Source organism: Prescottella sp. R16 (assembly GCF_030656875.1).
GTDB lineage: Bacteria > Actinomycetota > Actinomycetes > Mycobacteriales > Mycobacteriaceae > Prescottella.
This window is the reverse complement of sequence record NZ_CP130943.1, coordinates 3,204,713-3,224,210: the sequence shown is the minus strand read 5'-3', so window position 1 is coordinate 3,224,210 and position 19,498 is coordinate 3,204,713. Positions and strand designations below refer to the sequence as shown.

17 protein-coding genes and 1 tRNA gene are annotated in these 19,498 nt (G+C 69.1%); 8 read left to right on the top strand and 10 right to left on the bottom strand.

Translation table 11 applies throughout. The annotated features are described in order from the left end of the window. Positions 1 to 14: 14 nt before the first annotated feature. Together Q5696_RS15105 and Q5696_RS15100 are read right to left on the bottom strand one after the other, a co-directional pair. Positions 15 to 1,361, bottom strand: coding sequence for an ABC1 kinase family protein (locus tag Q5696_RS15105; protein ID WP_305092124.1), 1,347 nt, complete (start codon positions 1,359 to 1,361; stop codon positions 15 to 17). Positions 1,362 to 1,368: 7 nt separating this feature from the next. Next, complete coding sequence (locus tag Q5696_RS15100) at positions 1,369 to 2,259, bottom strand: bacteriocin biosynthesis cyclodehydratase domain-containing protein (RefSeq protein WP_305092123.1); 891 nt, start codon at positions 2,257 to 2,259, stop codon at positions 1,369 to 1,371. A 126-nt stretch (positions 2,260 to 2,385) separates the two neighbouring features. On the opposite strand from Q5696_RS15100, the gene Q5696_RS15095 reads away from it, so the two are divergent. After that, positions 2,386 to 2,955, top strand: a complete 570-nt coding sequence (locus tag Q5696_RS15095; protein ID WP_305092122.1) for a M48 metallopeptidase family protein — start codon at positions 2,386 to 2,388, stop codon at positions 2,953 to 2,955. On the opposite strand, the gene Q5696_RS15090 is transcribed toward Q5696_RS15095, so the two are convergent. Next, the gene (locus tag Q5696_RS15090) at positions 2,952 to 4,388 is read right to left on the bottom strand and encodes a zinc-dependent metalloprotease (RefSeq protein WP_305092121.1); all 1,437 of its coding nucleotides are present in this window, start codon (positions 4,386 to 4,388) and stop codon (positions 2,952 to 2,954) included. The genes Q5696_RS15095 and Q5696_RS15090 overlap by 4 nt on opposite strands. Before the next feature lie 99 nt (positions 4,389 to 4,487). Here Q5696_RS15090 and Q5696_RS15085 point away from each other — a divergent pair, with 99 nt between their 5' ends. Further along, positions 4,488 to 5,540, top strand: a complete 1,053-nt coding sequence (locus tag Q5696_RS15085) for a YlbL family protein (protein ID WP_305092120.1) — start codon at positions 4,488 to 4,490, stop codon at positions 5,538 to 5,540. 4 nt (positions 5,541 to 5,544) lie between these two features. On the opposite strand, the gene Q5696_RS15080 is transcribed toward Q5696_RS15085, so the two are convergent. Beyond that, positions 5,545 to 6,204, bottom strand: a complete 660-nt coding sequence (locus Q5696_RS15080; protein WP_305095313.1) for a PPA1309 family protein — start codon at positions 6,202 to 6,204, stop codon at positions 5,545 to 5,547. 175 nt (positions 6,205 to 6,379) lie between these two features. Here Q5696_RS15080 and Q5696_RS15075 point away from each other — a divergent pair, with 175 nt between their 5' ends. Continuing rightward, entirely contained in the window at positions 6,380 to 9,304 is a 2,925-nt protein-coding gene (locus tag Q5696_RS15075) for a UPF0182 family protein (protein WP_305095312.1), read from the top strand. A 104-nt stretch (positions 9,305 to 9,408) separates the two neighbouring features. Here the strand turns inward: Q5696_RS15075 and Q5696_RS15070 are convergent, their stop codons facing one another. Further along, positions 9,409 to 9,948 (bottom strand): transglycosylase family protein, encoded by a 540-nt coding sequence (locus Q5696_RS15070; RefSeq protein WP_305092119.1) that lies wholly within the window; start codon positions 9,946 to 9,948, stop codon positions 9,409 to 9,411. Between the two features lie 446 nt (positions 9,949 to 10,394). On the opposite strand from Q5696_RS15070, the gene Q5696_RS15065 reads away from it, so the two are divergent. After that, positions 10,395 to 10,468: transfer RNA gene (locus Q5696_RS15065), tRNA-Met, on the top strand. Positions 10,469 to 10,721: 253 nt separating this feature from the next. Continuing rightward, positions 10,722 to 11,531, top strand: a complete 810-nt coding sequence (locus tag Q5696_RS15060; RefSeq protein ID WP_305092118.1) for a CPBP family intramembrane glutamic endopeptidase — start codon at positions 10,722 to 10,724, stop codon at positions 11,529 to 11,531. On the opposite strand, the gene Q5696_RS15055 is transcribed toward Q5696_RS15060, so the two are convergent. Continuing rightward, positions 11,532 to 13,124, bottom strand: coding sequence for an acyl-CoA synthetase (locus Q5696_RS15055; RefSeq protein ID WP_305095311.1), 1,593 nt, complete (start codon positions 13,122 to 13,124; stop codon positions 11,532 to 11,534). It lies immediately after the preceding gene. Between the two features lie 175 nt (positions 13,125 to 13,299). Here Q5696_RS15055 and Q5696_RS15050 point away from each other — a divergent pair, with 175 nt between their 5' ends. The 3 genes from Q5696_RS15050 to Q5696_RS15040 all read left to right on the top strand — a co-directional run bounded on the left by Q5696_RS15050 (position 13,300) and on the right by Q5696_RS15040 (position 15,964). Continuing rightward, entirely contained in the window at positions 13,300 to 13,836 is a 537-nt protein-coding gene (locus Q5696_RS15050) for a hypothetical protein (protein ID WP_305092117.1), read from the top strand. Positions 13,837 to 13,991: 155 nt separating this feature from the next. Then, positions 13,992 to 15,485, top strand: coding sequence for a PepSY-associated TM helix domain-containing protein (locus tag Q5696_RS15045; RefSeq protein WP_305092116.1), 1,494 nt, complete (start codon positions 13,992 to 13,994; stop codon positions 15,483 to 15,485). After that, positions 15,482 to 15,964: an Rv2732c family membrane protein gene (locus Q5696_RS15040; protein ID WP_305092115.1), complete on the top strand. Its 483-nt coding sequence runs from the start codon at positions 15,482 to 15,484 to the stop codon at positions 15,962 to 15,964. The genes Q5696_RS15045 and Q5696_RS15040 overlap by 4 nt, the downstream gene beginning before the upstream one ends. Positions 15,965 to 16,026: 62 nt before the next feature. Here Q5696_RS15040 and Q5696_RS15035 read toward each other — a convergent pair whose 3' ends face one another. From Q5696_RS15035 to Q5696_RS15020, 4 genes are read right to left on the bottom strand one after another with little or no spacing between them, the layout of a single operon-like run. Beyond that, positions 16,027 to 16,539, bottom strand: coding sequence for a HugZ family pyridoxamine 5'-phosphate oxidase (locus Q5696_RS15035; RefSeq protein ID WP_305092114.1), 513 nt, complete (start codon positions 16,537 to 16,539; stop codon positions 16,027 to 16,029). Next, positions 16,540 to 17,358, bottom strand: coding sequence for an ABC transporter ATP-binding protein (locus Q5696_RS15030; protein WP_305092113.1), 819 nt, complete (start codon positions 17,356 to 17,358; stop codon positions 16,540 to 16,542). Then, positions 17,358 to 18,407, bottom strand: a complete 1,050-nt coding sequence (locus Q5696_RS15025) for a FecCD family ABC transporter permease (RefSeq protein ID WP_305092112.1) — start codon at positions 18,405 to 18,407, stop codon at positions 17,358 to 17,360. The genes Q5696_RS15030 and Q5696_RS15025 overlap by 1 nt, the downstream gene beginning before the upstream one ends. Then, positions 18,404 to 19,366, bottom strand: a complete 963-nt coding sequence (locus Q5696_RS15020) for an ABC transporter substrate-binding protein (RefSeq protein WP_305092111.1) — start codon at positions 19,364 to 19,366, stop codon at positions 18,404 to 18,406. Before Q5696_RS15020 ends, Q5696_RS15025 begins: the two co-directional genes overlap by 4 nt. Positions 19,367 to 19,498 lie beyond the last annotated feature (132 nt).

The following is a 19,498-nucleotide window of genomic DNA, read 5'->3' as shown; positions in this document are numbered from 1 at the left end:
TCACATGCGTTCGGTCAGACTGAACCGGTGTGACATTCGGCCACGGTGCCGTCGTCGGTGAAGCCCGGCAGCCAGGCGCTGAGGATGCCCATGTAGGGCGCTTCGGCGTCGAGTTGCGCGCAGATACCCACCGAACCCAGGAGTACCCGGAAGATCATCAGGTACTGCGGTGGCAGATTGAGTGCGCGGGCCGTCCGGAAATGGGAACCCTGCAGATCGGTGGCCGTGCCGGCCGCCCGCTGCAGCCAGGCCCGGGTGAAATGGAACGATTCGGTCTGGATGGGGTCGGTGAACGGGCGTAGATAGTCGGCGATCTCCTCGTCGGTGACGGTGCGGCCGGGCAGCACGAAACCGTTGGTGCGCAACAGTTCGGTGAGCTCGTCGAATCGTTCTTCGAGACTGAGCCGCACCATCCGGCCGAGCTCCGGTGGGAACCCGTTCGGCAGCGGCGCGCAGGCCCCGAAGTCGATGATGCCGAGACGTCCGTCGTCCAGAAGCATGAAGTTACCGGGATGCGGATCACAGTGCAGCAGGCCCACTTCGGCGGGCGACACGAAATGGAACTCCGCGAGCAGGGCGCCGGCGGTGTTCCGTTGCTCGGCGGTGCCGTCGGTGATGATCGCCGACAGCGGTGTCGCCGACATCCACTCGGTGACCACCACCTTGGGGGCACTCGCGACGACGCGCGGCACCACGAACTTCGGGTCTCCGTCGAACGCCGTCGCGAACGCCCGTTGATTGTCGGCTTCGATGCGGTAGTCGAGTTCCTCCTCGGTGCGGGCGGACAGTTCGTCGAGGACCGGTTTGACATCGGTGCCGGGCATGATCGACGTGAACAGGTTCGCGAACCGCGACAGTGTCTTCAGGTCCGCGCGCAGCGCCTCGTCGGCTCCCGGGTACTGCACCTTGACGGCCACCTCGCGGCCGTCCGCCCACACCGCCCGGTGCACCTGCCCGATGCTCGCCGACGCGGTGGGGGAGTCGTCGAACTCGCGGAAGCGTTCCCGCCACCGGGTGCCGAGTTGCTGGTCGAGCACCCGGTGCACCTGGCGGGCGGGCAGCGGCGGAGCCTCGGCCTGCAGCTTGGTGAGGGCCTCGCGATACGGTTCCGCGAACTCCTCCGGCACCGCCGCCTCCATCACGGACAGCGCCTGGCCGAGCTTCATCGCGCCACCCTTGAGTTCCCCGAGGACGGTGAACAACTGTTCGGCAGCCTTCGCGGCCAATTCGGCATCGATGGTGTCCCGGTCGCCACCGGTCAGCTTCCGGCCGAACCCCACAGCCGCGCGGCCGGCGATCCCCAGCGGGATACTCGCGAGCTTGGCGGTGCGGGCGGTGCTTCTGCGGGGAATCTCGGGCACCTGACCATCATGACGGAAAATTCTCGGGTTCGTCCAAGAAGCGTGAGCAGGTACACCGTGGATCGCGGGGCCACGGCCGGACCGCGAGCCGGTGCTCGTCGAGGTCGAGTTCGAGGGTCGCGTTCAGCGTCGCCGGTGCCGGATGGGCCACCCCCGACAGCACCTTCTCGAGCTGCCCCAGCGCCACCGCGGCCGTCGCGAGCACCGCGGCGGGCCCGGCATACCCGACCCGCCCCAGCAGTTGCGCGGCCACGTGCGGCCACTCCTCGTCGACGGCACTGCGCGTCAGATCCGCGCACCGCAGGCAACTCGTGCGCCCCGGCAGCACCAGCGGTCCGACGATGCCGCGACCGTCCCGCAGTCGCACCTGCAGATGCGGGACACCCGCAGCGAGCAGGGCGTCCACCAGTCGCGGATCGGCGACGAGATCGTCCGTGAGGACGACACACAGGCAGTTCCAGCGCGTGACGTCGGTGTCGGCGGTGACGTGCGTCGACCGGGTCACCCGCACCGACGCCCGGGCCAGACCGGCGGAGACGGCGTCGGCGAGCGGCCCCCGGCCGTGGACTCGGATCAGGGGGCTGCGATCGGGGTCGGTCGCAGCCGGTTCGGGGCGCAGCAGCCCGGCCTCGTCGAGTTCGCTCAGCAATGTCGACATGTCGGCGGCCGCGATCCCGTGCTCGACGGCCCGCCACACGATCGTGGGCCGCGGGGTGCGGCCGTCGAGCAACTCCAGCACCGACACCAGGGTGTCCGCGTCCACCCCTGCCGGCGGGGTGAGCACCAGGGCGGTGTCCGGGTCCCACCCGATCTGGACCAGGCCGCTCGGCCGGACCAACAGCGGCAGCCGCGGATCGAGGGTGGGCCGGTGGGGACGTCTCACGGGTGCCTGCGTCATGGTTCGACGATCGCAGACACGACACCGCGTACCGGGGGCGGACGGGCCGGTTATCCACAGGACGAAACCCGGTTCGACCTGCTGGTTTACCGTCCAGGAAGAATTCGCGGGTTAGCGTGGTCGCTCGTGACAGGAATCCCCGACGTGGAGATCCGGCGCAGCGCCCGCCGCCGGCGCACCGTCAGCGCCCGCCGTGAAGGCGACAAGGTGATCGTGCTCATGCCCACCGGGCTGTCGAAGCAGGCGGAGGACGACCTCGTCGCCGAGATGATCGGCAAACTCGACCGCGCCGACCGGCGGGCCGCCGCCCGCGCCGAACGCGGCGACATCGACCTCGCCGACCGGGCCCGGCGCCTGTCGCAGCGCTGGCTCGACGGGGCCGCCCGCCCGGTGTCGGTGCGCTGGGTGCCGCCGATGCGGACCCGGTGGGCGTCGTGCACACCGCACGACGGCACCGTCCGCGTCAGCGAACTGCTGCAGACGGTGCCGGCGTACGTGCTGGACTACGTTCTCGTCCACGAACTCGTGCACCTGTACGTTCCCGGCGGCCACAACGACCGCTTCTGGCAGCAGGTGCGCCGCTATCCGAGGACGGAACGGGCCGTGGGATACCTCGAGGCGTACTCGGTGGTCACCCGGCAGCCGGACCTCGTCGACCTGGACCGGGCCGACTGCGCAGGGGACACCACCGGTTAGGAGTCGGTGCTCTCGGGATTCTCGGGGTCGCCGCCTTCTCGGTTCTTCTCCTCCCGCTCGCGCGCCTCGATCTGCTCGAGTTGCGCGATGGGGTCGTGGAACGTGTCGGTGGTGCCGCCCCCGAGGATGCGGTCGACGAACGCGGCCGGGTTGTCGAGGTCGCTCGCGTCGGGCAGCAGATCCGGGTGCGCCCAGACGCCGTCGCGGGCGTCCATACCGGTGTCGGTGGTGAGGCGGTGCCACAGCTGCGCGGCCTCTCGGATCTTGCGGGGACGCAGTTCGAGACCGACGAGCGTCGCGAACGTCTGCTCGGCCGGCCCGCCGGTCGCGCGGCGGCGGCGCAGCGTCTCGGTCAGGGCGGCGGCACCGGGCAGCCGGTCACCGAGAGCGTCGGACACGACGGTCTCCACCCAGCCCTCGACGAGCGCGAGCAGCGTCTCGAGTCGTTCGAGGGCCTGCTTCTGTTCGGGTGTGGTCTGCGGTTCGAACGCGCCCTGGGCCAGGATCTTCTCGATCTGCGACGGGTCTGTCAGCGCCGACGGATCCAGGCCCTGCGCGGCCTCCTCGATCGCCGAGAAATCCATCTTGATGCCGCGCGCGTAGTCTTCGACCGTCGACAGCAGCCGCTGCCGCAGCCACGGCACGTGACTGTAGAGCCGCTGGTAGGCGGCCTCGCGGGCCGCGATGAATACCAGCACCTCGCGGTGCGGCTGCTCGAGGCCCTCGCTGAACGCCTCGATCGCGGCCGGCAGCAGTGCGCCGGTGCCGGCGGGGCCGAGTGGCAGCCCGATGTCGGTGGAGGTGAGGACCTCCTTCGACAGCTGCCCCAGCGCCTGCCCGAGCTGCGAGCCGAACGTCAGGCCACCCATCTGGGTGAGCATCCCGGCCATCGGGCCGATCATGCTGCGGGCCTCCTCGGGCAGACCTTGCACCCACATGCCGGACACCTGCTGGGCCACCGGGTCGCACAGCCGCTTCCACGTGTCGAGGGTGCCGTCGAGCCAGTCGTTCGCCGTCCACGCCAGCGTCCGGGTCGCACCGGCCGGCAGCGTCGTCGCACCGTCGAGCCACAGTTCCGCGAGGCGGGCGGCGTCGGTGACCGCCGACGTCGTGCCCTCGGTGATCGGGGCGACCGTGCCGATCTGCTGACGCGCCAGCTTCTTGGCGACCTCGTAGTTGACGGGACCGGACTGCCCGCCCTGGCCCATCGCGCTGCCCATGCCGCTGAGCATCTGCCCGAACTGGGTGAGCATCTGCCCGAGATCGGCAGGGTTGAAGTTGCCGCCGACCGGGCCACCGGCACCGCCGAGGCCGAACGCGCTCGGATCGAATCCGAACGGCTGACCGGACGATCCGCCCTGACCTCCACCCGCATCCTTCTTCCGGTCCGGGTCGTCGTCGGGGCTGGAGAAGCCGAAGGGCAGATCGCTCATGGTTTCAACGGTACAAGGCGGCGCCGTCGTTGGCCCGTGCGGAGATGACGCTGACGGCGAACATCCGACGTTTCCACGGTGGCCTCTATTCTTGGCCGGGTGAACCGACGGATGGTGACCTTGTTGGCAGCGTTGGCCCCGGTGGTGGCTCTCGGGGTGCTCGGGACGACGGTGACCGTGCCGTTCGTCGCGCTCGGGCCCGGCCCGACCTTCAACACGCTCGGCGACACCGAGGTCACCGTCGACGGGCAGACCGAAACCCGGCCGGTGGTCGACATCGAGGGCACCGACGTCGACCCCACCAGCGGCAACCTCAACATGACGACCGTCGCGGTGCGCAGCAACCTGTCGCTGTTCGACGCCCTCGGCCTGTGGGTGAGCGGCCGGCACGGACTCGTCCCCCGCGAGGAGGTGTATCCGCCGCAGAAGACGCAGGACGAGGTCCGTGAGGAGAATGCGCGACAGTTCCAGAAGTCGGAGAACAGTGCCGAACTGGCCGCGCTGCGGTTCCTCGGCAAGCCGGTCGCGCTCGAGGTGACGACGGTCGCCGACGACGGCCCTGCCGCCGCCGTCCTGCGAGAAGGTGACCTGATCCTGCGCGTGAACGACACCGTCGTCGACTCGCTCACCGCACTGCAGGACGTGATCGGGGCCACCTCCCCGGGCACCCCGGTCCAGGTCACCTACCGCCGTGACGGGGTCGAATCGACCGTCCCCGTGACGCTGGGTGCGCGGCCCGGCGGGGACGGCGGCGAGAACGGTTATCTCGGGGTGAGTGCCGTACTGGTGCCGGACGTGCCGTTCACGATCGACTTCAACCTCGCCGACATCGGCGGACCGTCCGCCGGCCTGATGTTCAGTCTCGCGGTCGTCGACAAGCTGAGCCCCGGTGAACTCAACGGCGGCGATTTCGTCGCGGGCACCGGCACGATCGACCCCGACGGCAACGTCGGGCCCATCGGCGGCATCCCGTTCAAGATGACCGCGGCCCGGGAAGCCGGGGCCACCACGTTCCTGGTGCCCGCGACCAACTGCGACGAGGCCGCCGCCAACCGGCCCGACGGCCTCGACCTGGTGAAGGTCGAGACCCTGTCCGGGGCGGTCGACGCCCTCGACTCGATCGACGCCGGGGTCCCCGCACCCAGCTGCTGATCCGCTACAGGTCCGGGTCGGCCTCGAGGGTCGCGTACAGGGCGGACACCACGCCGGGCGCCAGGTTGTCGTACGTGCGCAACTCCAGGCCTGCGAACGGATCGTCGTCGTCGGTGGGCCGCAGCTGCAGCAGCGTGATCGACGGGCCGTCCCGCAGCACCGCGGCGATCAGCCGGGCCTCCCGCCGATCGGGGTGCGCGCCGGCGGCCGTACGGGCGGCCTCGTCGGCGGCGTGCCGATCCGACAGGGTCGGGGCCTCGACCGTGTCTGCTGTGACGGCGTCGTCCAGATCGGATTCGGCGGCCGGTGGCAGCACCACGATCTCCTGCACCAGTACACAGCCGACGATCTCGTCCGGCCAGCTCGTGGTGGCGAGGAACTCGTCGAGCGCAGGGGAGCCGCCCTCGACGTCGTCGGGCAGCGCCTCCTGTTCGATCGGGGTGAGCTCGGCCCCGTCGTCGAGTTGATCGAGCAGCGACGGTTCCGCGGCCGCGATCAACGCGGTCGGTACGAGCGCGAACATCACCGGCGGGCGGCCCCACCCGTTGCCGTCGACGTAATCGATCACCTCGTGCACACATCGGCGCAGGGATTCGTCGGACAGGCTCACGCTCGACCCGCCGCTGACCGGGTCGTCCCCGTGGAACACACCATCGTTCTCCATCACATCCCTATCCTTGCACCAGGGGCTCGCGTCGACTCTCGTCGGTCGTGACGCTCGGGACGGGCCCTCGGCACGTAGAGTTGGGACGAAACGGTCACTTTCTGGTGACGCTGGACGGTGCATTGGCTGCGGCGCGAAGGCGTCGCCGGATTTGTAGGGAGAGTGGCAAGTGGGCATGCGGCCCCCCGCCGGACTACCTTCGTTGTCGAAACGCACACGCGTGCTGCTGATCCTGGCGTTGATCGCAGCCGCGTTGCTGCTGTTCGGCCCCCGGTTCATCGATGTCTACACCGACTGGTTGTGGTTCGGAGAAGTCGACTTCCGCAGCGTGTTCAGCACGGTCGTCGTCACTCGGATCGTGCTGTTCGTGGTCGTCGGCCTGATCGTCGGCCTGATCGTGTGGGCGGGGCTGCTGCTGGCCTACCGGTCGCGGCCGATGTTCCTGCCGTCGCCGGGCGCCAACGACCCCGTCGCCCGCTACCGCACCGCGGTGATGGCCCGCCAGAAGCTGTTCGGCATCGGCATCCCCGTCGTCATCGGACTGTTCGCCGGACTCGTCGGGCAGGCCGGATGGTCGACGGTGCAGTTGTTCCTCAACCGGCAGTCGTTCGGGGTCACCGACCCGCAGTTCGGCAAGGACATCGGCTTCTACGCGTTCTCGCTGCCGTTCTACCAGTACGTGCTCAACTGGCTGTTCGTCGCCGTCGTCATCGCATTCTTCGCGAGCCTGGTGACCCACTACATCTTCGGTGGCCTGCGCCTCGGCAACCGGCAGGGCGCACTCACCCGGGCGGCCCGCGTCCAACTCGCGGTCCTCGCCGGCACGTTCGTCCTGCTCAAGGCCGTGTCCTATTGGTTCGACCGGTACGCGCTGCTGTCCAGCAGTCGTAAGGAACCCACGTTCACCGGCGCCGGCTACACCGACATCAACGCGGTGCTCCCCGCCAAACTGATCCTCATGGCGATCGCGATCATCTGCGCGATCGCGTTCTTCGCGGCGATCTTCCTGCGCGATCTGCGGATTCCCGCGATGGCCGTCGCACTACTGGTGTTCTCGTCGATCCTCGTCGGCGCGGTGTGGCCGCTGATCGTCGAGCAGTTCTCGGTCAAGCCGAACGCGGCCGACAAGGAACGCGCCTATATCGAGCGGAACATCGCGGCCACCCGGCAGGCGTACGGGATCACCGACGACATGGTCGACTACGTCGACTATTCCGGGAAGTCCGCGAAGCAGCCCAAGGATGTGCCGTCGGACGTCACGACCATCGCCAACACCCGTCTGCTCGACCCGAACGTGCTGTCCCCGACGTTCACCGCGCAGCAGCAGCTCAAGAACTTCTACGCGTTCCCGAAGTCGCTCAACATCGACCGGTACGAGATGAACGGCGAGGTCCGGGACTTCGTCGTCGCCGCGCGTGAGCTGTCGCCGTCGAGCCTGCAGGGCAACCAGACGGACTGGATCAACAAGCACACCGTCTACACGCACGGCAACGGATTCGTCGCCGCCTACGCCAACCAGGTGACCGCCGTCAGCGGTGACACCCAGAACAACACCGGCGGCTACCCGATCTACAGCGTCAGCGACCTCACCACCAAGCCGATCGACAAGGCGCTCGAGGTGGAGAACCCGCGGATCTACTACGGTCCGGTCATCGCCGCGTCGGACGCCGACTACGCGATCGTCGGCGGCGACCCGGGCAGCGCGCCCCGCGAATACGACGCCGACGGCAAGAACTACACCTATACCGGTGACGGCGGCGTCGGCATCGGCAACTGGTTCAACCGGCTGGCGTTCGCGGGCAAGTACACCGAACGCAACATCCTGTTCTCGAGCGCCATCGGCTCCGACTCGAAGATCATCTACAACCGTGACCCCGCCGACCGCGTCAACAAGGTCGCCCCGTGGCTGACCACCGACGGCACCGTGTACCCGGCGGTCGTCGACGGCAGGTTGCAGTGGATCGTCGACGCGTACACCACGCTCGACAACTACCCGTACGCACAGCGGTCGTCCCTCGACGGCCTGGTGCAGGACAGCACCACCAACCAGACCCCGGGTCGGATGCTGCCCAAGCAGGAGGTCTCCTACATCCGCAACTCGGTGAAGGCCACCGTCGACGCATACGACGGCACCGTCACCCTCTACCAGGTCGACGAGAACGATCCGGTGCTCAAGGCGTGGATGGGTGTCTTCCCGGACACCGTCAAGCCCAAGTCGGACGTCTCCGCCGACCTGCAGGCCCACTTCCGGTACCCGGAGGATCTGTTCAAGGTGCAGCGCGAGATGCTCGCCAAGTACCACGTCGACGACCCGGCCGTGTTCTTCAGTAACAACGCGTTCTGGTCGGTGCCGAGCGACCCGACCGTCGAGACGGACAAGAACCAGCCGCCGTACTACGTGCTGTCCGGCAACCCGGAGACCGCGAAGCCGCAGTTCGTGCTCACCAGCCCGATGGTGGGATACGAGCGGGAGTTGCTGTCGGCGTACATCTCGGTGCAGTCCGATCCGGAGAACTACGGCAAGTTCCGGGTACTGCAGCTGCCCACCGAGACGCAGACCCAGGGCCCGCAGCAGGCCCAGTCCGCGATGACCTCCGACCCGCGTGTGGCCAGCGAGCTCGCACTGCTGCGACAGGCCAACAAGGTCATCTTCGGCAACATGCTGACGCTGCCCATCGCGGACGGCGGCATCCTCTACGTCGAACCGATCTACACGCAGCGCAACTCGACCAACGCGTTCCCGCAGCTCGCCCGTGTCATGGTCAGCTTCACCGACACCACCGGCATCCGCGTCGGCTATGCACCGACCCTCGCCGAGGCCCTCGACCAGGTGTTCGGCTCCGGCACCGGCAACGCGGCCACCGCACCCAGCGGTGAAGGCGAGCAGCCGGAGTCCGGTCAGGAAACGGAAGGCCAGACCCCGGCACCGACACCGCCGCCCGCCGGCCAACCCGCCGACAAGGCCGCGGCCGTCGCCCAACTCGATTCCGCGCTCGCCACACTCCAGTCGGCGCAGCAGAGCGGCGACTTCAAGGCCTACGGCGACGCCCTCGAACAACTGCAGAAGGCCGTCCAGGCGTACAAGAACGCCGGCGGATAAACCCCGGCAACGGGTGACGGCGCGCCTGTCGCGCCGGTACAGCTGAAGGGACCCTTCGAGCGCTCACGGCGCACGGAGGGTCCCTTCAGCTGTAAGCGGGGGAACTATTGATTCGGCAGCGCGGCCTTGACGTCGTCGAGGACGTGGCCGTGGGTGTCGAGGGCCTGCTGGAACTGCTCGGCGACACCGTGCTGGTCGGCGAGTCCGCGGGCGACGTCGACGACGTGGTCGAGGTATTCGGGGGTCGCGGCGGGCTGGGGTGCGACGGCGGGCGCGGGGGCCGGTGCGGCCGGGGCCGGGGCGGGTTCGGCGACGGTCAGGTACTGGCCGCAGTGCGGCCAGGCGCCGGGGCCCTGAGAGAGGAGGGTGTTCTCGGCGACGCGGATCTGTTCTTCCTTCGACGCGGTGTGCGGGGAACCGGTGCCGCCGTTGGCGGTCCAGGTGCTCTGCGAGAACTGCAGGCCACCGTAGTAGCCGTTGCCGGTGTTGATGGCCCAGTTGCCGCCGCTCTCACACTGCGCGACGCCGTCCCAGTTGTGGGTGGCGGCGGATGCGGCGGGGGTACCGAGGGTGAGCGGGGCGGCGACGAGGGCGCCGGTGACGGCGGCGAGGCCGATGCCGCGCGCGGTGATGCTGATGGTCATGCGGGGTGAATCCTCTCCTGCGCCGACGCGAGCGGCCGGCAGGACGGCATGTCCCGGGCGTGCGATCTTCGCGTCCCTGCCCCTCGACGGATGTCGTACCGGTCCCGCGGGGGCAGTGCTGGCAGCGCCGGGTCGGTGGTTTCTGGGCTCGTTCGTCACGAGCCGGTAACGAACGTACGACAGGGTTTCCGGTGGAGCCACCTCGTGAAAATAGACTTGTCGGTTTGCTTGAAGCGCCCTCGGGTCGCCGTTTCCGCAGGTCGGACGTCGTCACTGCCGATCGGGAACAGGGGGCGTTACACGCTCGTTTCGTGAGATGGATTACCGGGATTCTGTGAACCGGGACACATCGACGGCGCTGTTCCTGCGCAGTCGGCGAACCGAATCGGCCCGCGCGCAGGCGATTTGCCTTCCGTTCCACGGTTCGTGTAACTTCGTTCATGCATCGCGGGGTGGAGCAGCTCGGTAGCTCGCTGGGCTCATAACCCAGAGGTCGCAGGTTCAAATCCTGTCCCCGCTACTGATGAACAGGCCCGGAAATCCATGGATTTCCGGGCCTGTTCCATTTCCAGAACAAGCTGACGGCCCCATCGGGCGATTCTGTAGCGTCGCCCCGGATCGGCCGTCGCCGGATATTCGCTCGGGTGAATCGGCGTTTCGACGCGGAGCGGAAACCTGTTCCTTTTATTCTCGAACCGATATCGAGGGTCCGTGGTGTGACCCCATGACGTGACCCGGGATATGGCGCAGGACCGATACCCAGGAGAACCGCGATGAGCGACGCACCCGAGATCCGACCGTATCCGCGGCACGAACCGGTCCCGTCCGTCGAGCGTTTCGGTCACCTCGTCGAACGCGACGACGATGCCGACTTCCCCTTCTACAACGGCACCCCGACGACCCTGTCGGTCGGCCAGTGGGTCGCCGCGTGGGCGGCCGTCGCGGTCGGCTTCGTCGCCCTGACCCAGATTCCGGCCCCGAACAATCTCGTCGACCTGATCCCGCGGGCCCTGTTCGTCGTGATTCCGCTGGGGGTGTTCGCCCTGATCGCCCGGGAACACTGGACCGCACTGTTCCGTCGCCTCACTGGCCGCGACGTGGTTCTCATGTTCGGTATCGCAGCCCTCAATATTGCGGTGACAGCGGTCCTGGGCGTGATCGTCGGGGCACTGTTCGGCGCGTCGGGGAACACGGCGGCCGACGACGTCGGCAAGGACGGCACACTCGACGTCGTCGCGTTCTACGTCGGGACCGCGATCCAGTTGCTCGGTGAAGAGATCTTCACGATGTTGCCGTTCCTTGCCCTGCTGTACGTCCTGTACGCCAAGGCGAAGCTGTCCCGCAAGACGGCGATCGTCCTCGCGTGGCTGATCAGCGCGGTCTGGTTCGGGGCCGCTCATCTTCCCACCTACGACTGGAACGTCGCGCAAGCGTTCGTCGTCATCGGCGGGGCGCGGATCGTCCTGACCCTGGCCTACATCCGCACGAAGAATCTGTGGGTTTCCACCGGCGCCCACATCATCAACGACTGGGTGATGTTCACCCCGTCCATCATCGGTGGCGCGGCCCTGATCGCCCTCTGATCAGGCGTCGGGAAGTTCCGTCTCCACCAGCACCCGCCGCAGCAGTTTGCCGGTCGCGTTGCGTGGCAGTTCGTCGACGAAGACGATGTCCCGGGGCACCTTGTAGCGGGCGAGAGTCGATTTGACGTGGGTGCGGATGTCGTCGGCGTCGCGGGCCGAGTCCGGTGCCGGGACCACGAAGGCGCGCAGCCGGTGACCGAATTCGTCGTCGGCGACACCGATGACGGCGACCTCGAGGACGTCGGCGCGTTCGGCGATGACGTTCTCCACCTCGAGCGGGTACACGTTCTCGCCGCCGGAGACGATCATGTCGTCGTCGCGGCCGTCGACGAACAGCAGCCCGTCCGTATCGAAGTGGCCGACGTCGCCGGTGGAGAGCATGCCGTCGATGCGCTGCTTGTCGCGGCCGTCGGTGTAGCCGGTGAAACTCAGGCCGCTGCGGGCGAAGATACGTCCCACCACGTCCGGTTCGGTGATGCGTGTCCCGGCGTCGTCGAACAGGGCGATGTGGCAGGTCGCCGGCGCTCGTCCCGCGGTGCCGGGGGCACGTTCGAGATCGTCCGGGGTGGCGACGGTGACGGCCGCGACCTCGGTGGAACCGTAGAAGTTGTGCAGCACCTTCCCGAACGCCTGCTGGGTGCGGATGCACAGGTCCGGGGACAGCGACGAGCCGGCCGCGAAGATCACCTTCAGATTCGACGTGTCGTACCGGGCCAGCACGTCCGGGCCGAGGTCGACGATCCGCTGCAGCATCGTCGGCACCAGGACCAGCGTGTCGGCCCGGTGCTCGGCGAGCAGCCGGACCGTTGCCTCCGGGTCGAAGCGGCGCGGCATCACGATCGTGTTCTCGAGTGCCAGCCCCAGCGCCAGCTGCGACAGCCCGGTGCCGTGGAACGCCGGCGCCGGCATGACGAGGGTCTGACGGGGGCGCAGCGGAATCCGGTCGAGGAACTGGGCCGTCACGAACGGGGAGGTGTGGCCGCGCGGCGCCCCCTTCGGGGTGCCGGTGGTGCCGCTGGTGAGCAGGATGAACGTGCCCGGCTCGTCCGGTGCCGGCACCGAGCCGGTGGGCCGGCCGGCGATCACGTCGTCGAGGGTGCGGACCGGATCCTCGGCCGGGGGAGTGCGGACCGGGCCGTCGACCCACGCCAGCAGTGGGGTGACGTCGGACGGCAACGCGTCCGCGACATCGGTGAACTCGCTGTCGAACACGAAGTGCCGCACACCTTCCCGCTGCGCGACGTCGGCGAGCTGGCGTCGCGCGAACCCGGTGTTCATCAACACCAGCCGCAGTCCGGCCTTCGCGGCGGCCAGCATCGTCAGCACCAGGTAGCGGTGGTTGCGGCACATCGCGCCCACACACGTTCCGGCGTCGATGCCCGCGGCCTGCCAGCCCCGCACCAGCGCGTTCGACTGCTCCTCGAGATCGCGGTAGGTGAGCGGCCCGCCCTCGTCGATCAGCGCGATGCGGTCGCGTCGGGTCCCGGCGTGTGCGTGGACGGCGCCCGCGAACGGGCCGTACCGGTCGACGGCCCGCAGCAGCGCGATGCCCTCGTCGACACGCGGGAACGGCACCAGCCCGGCCCGACCCATCACGTACACGGCACGCAACGCATCGGTGACGTTCGTCAGCAGGTCCGGCACGGCAGCTCCCCTCGACGGCGGCAGCCCCAGACTAGTGGTGATGGAGATCACAAGGGGTGGATTCGTCCTGGTCGGCGAGCATCCGATGTACTAGCCGCTGTAGTAGGCGCGCTAGTCTCGCGGGGTGAAGTCCCGGGCCGGTGCCGTCGCGCGAGTGCGCGGCATGTGCGTCGGCTCGCTGTCCGGGGCCATCAGCATCGCCGCGCACGGACTCGGCGGGGGAACCGCGGTCCCCGGTGAGGAAGCGATCGTGCTGCTCCTCGCGGCCAGCGCCGTGGTCGGCGCCGTCGTTGCTTCGGTCCGAGGCGAACGCAATCCGCTGCTCCTCGCCGCTGCGGTGCTCGCGGCCGGTCAGGGCATCGGACACCTCACGCTCACGCTGGCCTCCGAACACGGTCACGGCCTGCACCTGACGCCGCAGATGCTCACGGCACACGCCGCCGCGACCGCCGCCGGTGCGGTGCTGGTCCGCGCCGTCGAGCGTTCGCTGTCCGCCGTGATCGGCTCGGTGGTGCGCATCGTCGTCACGGTGCTGTCGACGCCCCCGGTGCCCGACATCCTGCGCTGGACGCCGACGGTCGTCCGCCGCCTCGATCCCACGACGTCCCGCGTCGCCCGCGCCGCCGGGGGCACCCGCGGTCCTCCCGTTCTTTCCTGGTAGACGCCCGGTCACGCGCCCGCGTGTCCGGTAGCTGCCGTTGCCGTCACCGCCGACGCCCGCACACCGCTCGTGTGCCGGGGTACGTCGGCGTGTCCTACGCGGCGCGCCCGATCGTGTCGCGCGCCGATCCGCAACTTCAGGAAAGAGCCTGATTCATGCACGCTTCCGAAGGCGTGGGGACCGACCCTGCGCACGTTCCGCACGATCCTCGAGTCCGCCGCGCGTCGAACGACTCGTCACCGCCGGGCGCCCTCCGCAAGCTGGTGCTGCGACTGCACTTCTACGCGGGGGTCTTCGTCGCGCCGTTCCTCGTGATCGCCGCGGTCAGTGGTGGGCTGTACGCGATCGCCCCGACACTCGAACAGTTCGTGTACCGGGACTACCTGCACGTCGAGCAGCCGGAATCCGGCGGGGCCGGGTCGGCGGCACCCGTGAGCGAGCAGATCGCGGCCGCGCGGGCCGAGCGGCCCGACCTCACGGTGGCGGCGGTGCGCCCGTCCACCGACCCGGGACAGACCACGCGCGTGCTGTTCGCCGATCCGACGCTCGGCGAGTCGGAGCGTCTCGCGGTGTTCGTCGACCCGGTGTCCGCGCGACCGGTCGGCGAGCTGGTCGTCTACGGCAGCAGCGGTGCGCTGCCGATGCGCGCGTGGATCTCCGGGCTGCACCGACACCTGCACCTGGGTGAATCCGGGCGACTGTACAGCGAACTCGCGGCGTCGTGGCTGTGGGTGATCGCGCTCGGTGGCGGCTACCTGTGGGTGCGCCGCTACCGGACCGCCCGCGCCCGCAGCGCGGCCGCCGCGCCGCGGCTGTGGACCGTCGAGCGGGGTGCACGCGGACGCAACCGGATGCTCGGATGGCACGGCGCGCTGGGGCTGTGGATCGCGCTCGGGTTGGTGTTCCTGTCGGCGACGGGTCTGACCTGGTCGAAGTACGCCGGTGAGAACGTCACCGACCTGCGGGCATCACTGGGCTGGACCACACCGGCCGTGGCGAAGAACCTCGCCGGCACGGACGCCGCTCCGGCCGGCGGCCACGACGGCCACCACGTGGCGGCCTCGGGGGACGCCGGTGTGCTCGACACCAACGTGGGACGCATCGACGACGTGCTGGCGGCGGCCGCGGCGGTGGGCGTGGCGGGGGAGGTCGAGGCCTCGGTCCCGTCCGACTCGGGCACCGCGTTCACTGTCACCGAGACCCGTCAGCCGTTTCGGTTCAGCTCGGATGCGGTCGCGATCGACGGTGCGACCGGGCAGGTCACCGACACTGTGCGGTTCACGGACTGGCCGTTGGCCGCGAAACTCGCGTCCTGGGGTATCGCTCTGCACATGGGCATCCTGTTCGGGCCGGTCAACCAGTTGGTGCTGCTGGCGCTGGCCGCGGCGCTGCTGATCGTCGTCGTCCTCGGCTACTCGATGTGGTGGCGCCGCCGCCCCACCCGTGGTGCGCGGCGCTGGGGTCGGCCGCCGGTGCGCGGCACCCTGCGCGGTCTGCACCCGGTGGCGATCGCGGCGATCGTGACCGGCTCCGTACTGATCGGCTGGTTCGTTCCGCTGCTGGGGCTGACCCTGCTCGGCTTCGTCGGCGTCGATATGGTCGTCGGTATGTTTCACCGCAGACGAGTATCGACCGGTGTGAGCGAATGAGCGACGACATCTCGCTGCTGCGACGGGAACTGGCCGCGATCGAGGCGAAGGTGGCCCGCGAGGTCGATCCGCGTGGGCGCGGCCCGGTCATCGCCGCGGCGGTCGCGGTCCTGCTGATCGCGCTCGCCGCCCCACAGGTCGACGGGCTCCGGGCCTGGCACGTCCTCGCCGGCGGCCACCACGAGGTGGCGGCGCTCGCGCGGCTGTTCACGTGGTTCGTCGTGGTGTTCGGTATCGGCATGTCGGCGCTGGCGGTGTGGACCCGGCGCTGGATGTTCGCGTGGATCGCGATGGCCGGGGTCACCGTCGGCACCGTCCTCGGGCTGCTCACCTACTGGTCGCAGCACGCCGCACGGGTCAGCGGCACCGGCAGCATCGGCTACGGCCTGCTCGTCGAATGGGCGGCCATGGCGGTGCTCGCGGTGTTGTGGATTCCCGTCGTCGCGGGACGTTCGAATCTCATGCCGACCCGGCCGTGAGACGACGGTTGCCCGGTTCGACGCCGAACCGGGCAACCGGAGGACCACCGTGTCGGTCGTCGTCAGTTGTTCTCTGCGGCGGCCTTCTTGTCGACCACGACATGGTCGAAGCGGCTGCCGTCGAAGCTGACCTCGAACGCCTTGCCGAACCCGACGACGTAGCGGCCGTCCTGCGGTGTCAGCCGGAACAGGTGGAAGTCGAGGCCCCGTAGGGTCTCGACGAGCTTCGCGTTGGTGCGGTCCGCGAACTTCTCGAAGACGGCGTCGTGGCCCTCTTCCGGCTTCTGCTCGACGGTGCACACGAAGCTTGCCCGCTCGACACCGAACACGTTGCCGGACTCGGCTTCGTCGGCGTGGATCAGGACTCGGACGGTGTTCGCGTCCCGCAGGTAGCGGTAGTGGTCGGCGATCTCGCTGGCGTACACGTAGAGGCCGCCGTCGTGCACGACGAACGGGGCGATCGACAGGAACGGGTCGCCGTTCTCGTCGCGGGTCGCGATCACGACGGTCTTGCGGGTGGCGAGGAACGACCGGTAGTCGTTCAGGGCCTTGTCCTGCTGGGTGTCGGTCAGCATTCAGCTCTCCTCGAGAATCGGGGCGGCGACGGCAACGTTCCACTGCCGTCTGACCAGGTGAATTAGTGGGTGTGCGGTGACGGGGTGCGCCTCGACCTCGGCTTCCATGCCGTACACGTCCCGGATCAACTCGGGGGTCAGGACGTCGCCGGGGATGCCGTCGGCGACGACCCGTCCCGCGGAGAGCGCGACGATACGGTCGCTGAACGTCGCGGCCTGGTTGAGGTCGTGCAGCACCATCAGCACCGAGATGCCGAGCGTGCGGTTGAGCGACGTCACCACCTCGAGGACCTCGTGCTGGTGCGCGATGTCGAGGTACGTGGTGGGCTCGTCGAGCAGCAGGACGCGGGGGCGCTGCGCGAGCACCATCGCGAGCCACGCCCGTTGTGCCTCACCGCCGGACAGTTCCGCGACGGGACGATCGGCCAGCGACTTCAGTTCGGTGTGCGCGATGGCCCAGTCGACGGCCTCACCGTCGTCGGCGGTGGTGCGCTCGTACCAGCGGCGGTGCGGGTGCCGGCCGTAGCCGACGAGTTCCCGCACCGTCATGTCGGCCGGCGCCGTGTTCTTCTGGTTGAGCATGCCGATCGCCTGCGCCCGCCGCCGCGACGACCACGACGCCATGTCGGAACCCTCGAGCCGGACGACTCCGGTGCGCGGGCGGAGCCGTCCGCTCAACGACTTGAAGATGGTGGACTTCCCGGACCCGTTCGGTCCGATGAGCGTGACCACCTCCTGCGACCCTACGGCGATCGACACGCCGTCGACGATCTGCTTGTCGCCGTACCAGATCCCCAGCTCGTGTCCCTCGAGCAGCATCACTGTGCTCCCTGCCTGCGCATCAGGTACAGGAAGTAGGGTGCGCCGATCGCCGCCATGATGATGCCGGCGGGAATCTCGGTGGGGCTGAACGCCGTCCGGCCCACCGTGTCCGAGACGAGCACCAGCAGTGCGCCGACGGCGATGCTCATCGGGATGAGGACGGCATGGTTGGAGCCGACGATCATGCGGGCGATGTGCGGGACGACCAGGCCCACGAAGCCGATGATGCCGACGGCCGACACCGCGATCGCGGCCAGGAACACGGCGACGAGGGACAGCAGGATGCGGGTGAGGTCGACGCCCTCGCCGAGGTTGCGGGCGACGTCGTCGCCGAGACGCATGACGTTGGCGGAGCGGATGCACAGCAGTGCGACCAGGAGTCCGACGATCGTGTACGGCAGGATCAGCCACACCGAGTTCATGCCCTTCGCGGCGAGGCTGCCGTTCATCCACTGGATCGCCGCCGGGAGCCGATCGCTGTAGCGCAGCGACAGGTAGCCGATGAACGCGCCGGCGAGGGCGTTGACCGCGACACCGGCCAGGATGATGTTGAGCGGTTTGATGCCCTCGCGCCGCCACGCCAGCGCGTAGACGACGGTCGCGGCGATCACCCCGCCGACGAACGCCGCGACCGGGATCATCGAGTGGTAGGCCGGGGCGGCCAGCAGGATCACCAGGACGAGGGACGCCGCGCCGCTCGTGACACCGGTCAGGCCGGGATCGGCGAGCGGATTGCCTATCACGGTCTGCAGCAGGGCACCGGACACCGCGATGGCCGATCCGACCAGCAGCGCGAGCAGGACGCGTGGCATGCGCACGTCCCACACGATCGTGCTCAGCGAGCCGCCGTCGGAACGTCCCGACAGGATCGAGACGATCTCCGCCGGTGAGATGTGCACGCTGCCCAGCCCGAGGCTGACGACCGTCGCGACGACGAGCAGGATCCACGCTGCGGGCAGCGCCCACCGGGCCCGCGACCGCGCGGGGACGGGTGCGGCGGACACCGGCGACGGTGCCGGGGCGCGTACGGGGGTCGGCGCGCTCACGGGTAGAGCACACCCGCGAGGGCGGGAACGGCCTTGTCGAGGCCGGTGACCGATGTGTAGCCGAAGGCCGAGTAGTCGAGGACGTGGATGCGGTCGTTCGTGTACGCGGGCAGGCCCTTCCACGCCGGGTTCTTCTCGACCTCGGCGTCGAATGCGGCCTGGCCCTCCGCGACGTCACCCGAGCGCAGCACCAGCACCACGTCGGGGGCGGCCGCGATGATGTTCTCCAGGTTCACCGCGCTGAAGGTTTCCTTCGCTCCGAGCGACGACACCGCGACGTTGTCGGCACCGGACAGCTCGATGAGGCTGCCCAGGAACGACTTGTCGTTCATCACCATGAACGAGTCGGCGGCACCGATCAGCACCAGCACCTTCGGAGCCTCGGCCGAGCCGTCGGCGTCGGACAGGGTCGCGGCGTGCTCGTCCATGTTCGCGACGATCTCGTTCGCGCGGTCCGCACGATCGAACGCGTCGCCCAGCACCTGCACCGCGAACCTCAGATCGCCGAAGCTCTCGGTGGTGAGGAACGCGGCCGGGGTCGCGGTCGACGCCAGGCTGGCCTCGACGGAACTGCGCGAGCTCTCCGACCCGATCACCAGATCGGGGCCCAGGCCGACGATCTTCTCCACGTCGAGCGCCTTGACGGTGCCGATGCGGGTCGCGCCGTCGAGGGCGGCGGGCAGCTGCTGCGTCGTCGTGGACGGGACACCGGCGACCGGCACGTCCAGGAGCGTGAGCACCTCGGCGAGCGGCACCGACGCCGTCACCACCGTCTGCGGCGGGGTGTCGGGGAACTGGGCGAGGGCCGCCTCGCGCTTCGCGGTGTCCTCGGCCGGGGTGGTGGCCGCCACCGAGGTGGACGTCTCGGACGCGGTGGCGCTGTCGCTGCCGCACGCGGTGACGCCACCGACGAGGACCGCACTGGCGAGCAGCGCTATCGATGCAGAACGGTATCGCACGGTGGTGCACTCCTCGGGGCGACGACATTCGGGACAGAAGAATTAGGGAAGACTACCCAAACTGAGGGCACCCTGTGTCCAGAATATCCAGTATTGCCGATCCGGCTGTCAAGTCCGGAACGCCCCGGAAAC

Coding starts and splice junctions, on each gene's coding strand:
- Q5696_RS15100 (WP_305092123.1), bottom strand. CDS start 2,259: ATGACGCAGGCACCCGTGAGACGTCCCCACCGGCCCACCCTCGATCCG.
- Q5696_RS15090 (WP_305092121.1), bottom strand. CDS start 4,388: ATGAGCGATCTGCCCTTCGGCTTCTCCAGCCCCGACGACGACCCGGAC.
- Q5696_RS15080 (WP_305095313.1), bottom strand. CDS start 6,204: ATGGAGAACGATGGTGTGTTCCACGGGGACGACCCGGTCAGCGGCGGG.
- Q5696_RS15075 (WP_305095312.1), top strand. CDS start 6,380: ATGCGGCCCCCCGCCGGACTACCTTCGTTGTCGAAACGCACACGCGTG.
- Q5696_RS15070 (WP_305092119.1), bottom strand. CDS start 9,948: ATGACCATCAGCATCACCGCGCGCGGCATCGGCCTCGCCGCCGTCACC.
- Q5696_RS15060 (WP_305092118.1), top strand. CDS start 10,722: ATGAGCGACGCACCCGAGATCCGACCGTATCCGCGGCACGAACCGGTC.
- Q5696_RS15055 (WP_305095311.1), bottom strand. CDS start 13,124: ATGGGTCGGGCCGGGCTGGTGCCGTTCCCGCGTGTCGACGAGGGCATC.
- Q5696_RS15045 (WP_305092116.1), top strand. CDS start 13,992: ATGCACGCTTCCGAAGGCGTGGGGACCGACCCTGCGCACGTTCCGCAC.
- Q5696_RS15040 (WP_305092115.1), top strand. CDS start 15,482: ATGAGCGACGACATCTCGCTGCTGCGACGGGAACTGGCCGCGATCGAG.
- Q5696_RS15035 (WP_305092114.1), bottom strand. CDS start 16,539: ATGCTGACCGACACCCAGCAGGACAAGGCCCTGAACGACTACCGGTCG.
- Q5696_RS15030 (WP_305092113.1), bottom strand. CDS start 17,358: ATGCTGCTCGAGGGACACGAGCTGGGGATCTGGTACGGCGACAAGCAG.